Origin of the sequence: Promicromonospora kroppenstedtii DSM 19349 (assembly GCF_000515355.1) — a bacterium.
Classification (GTDB): Bacteria; Actinomycetota; Actinomycetes; order Actinomycetales; family Cellulomonadaceae; genus Promicromonospora; species Promicromonospora kroppenstedtii.
The window spans coordinates 55622-56609 of sequence record NZ_KI911765.1 but is presented as its reverse complement, the minus strand read 5'-3'; the positions used below and the strand labels follow the sequence as shown (position 1 = coordinate 56609).

The following is a 988-nucleotide window of genomic DNA, read 5'->3' as shown; positions in this document are numbered from 1 at the left end:
GCCCGGGCCGGGCTCGCCGGCGTCGTCTACTTCGCGCGGAACACGCCGGACGTCCCGACCACGGCGGCGCTCTCGGCGGCCCTGCACGCGATCTCGCCGGACCTTGTCATCGCCGTCGACGAGGAGGGCGGCGACGTGTCACGGCTGGAGGCGGCCGACGGCTCGTCCCTGCCCGGGGCGGCCGCGCTCGGTGAGCTGCCCACCGCCGTCTCGCTGGACGCCGGGCGGGCGCTCGGCCGCGTGCTCGCCGCCACCGGCATCGACCTGCTGCTCGGCCCGGTGCTCGACGTCGTCTCCGCACCCGACAACCCCGTGATCGGGGTGCGCGCGTTCGGCACCACGCCCGACGCCGTCGCGCGGCACAGCATCGCGTTCGCCCGTGGCGTGCGCAGCGCCGGCGTGGGCGTGTGCGGCAAGCACTTCCCCGGCCACGGCGCCACCACGGTGGACTCGCACGTGAGCCTGCCCGTGGTGGACGAACCGCTCGACGTGGTGCGGGAACGCGACCTCGTGCCGTTCGCACGGGCGCTGTGTCCTGAGGGGCGAGCGGACGTGGGGCGAATGGACGTGGAGCGAGCCGGGCTGGATCGGGCTGGGCTGGATCGGGCTGGGCTCGACCAGTCCCGGCTGGATGCGGTGATGACGGCGCACGTGCTGTTCCCCGCGCTCGGGCCGGCGCCCGCGTCCCTGGAGCCGGCGGCGACGCGCCTGCTGCGCGACCTCGGCCACGACGGCCCGATCATCACCGACGCCCTGGACATGGGCGCGCTGCACCAGCTCACGGGCTCGGTCGGCGAGGCCGCCGTCCGCGCGATCGAGGCCGGGGCCGACCTGCTCTGCCTGGGCCTCGACCCCGGCCTGTACACCGAGTCGTACGACGCACTGAGCCGGGCCGTCGTCTCCGGACGCGTGCGCGTCGAGCGGCTCGAGGAGTCCGGGGCGCGCACGCGCGCGATGGTGGCGGCGGTCCGCGAGCGGCAGGCCGCCG

At 76.4% G+C, this 988-nt stretch carries 1 protein-coding gene; it reads left to right on the top strand.

The features are described 5' to 3' along the window. The coding region (locus tag PROKR_RS37760; RefSeq protein WP_281171772.1) for a glycoside hydrolase family 3 N-terminal domain-containing protein at window positions 1-988 on the top strand (988 nt) is incomplete at both ends.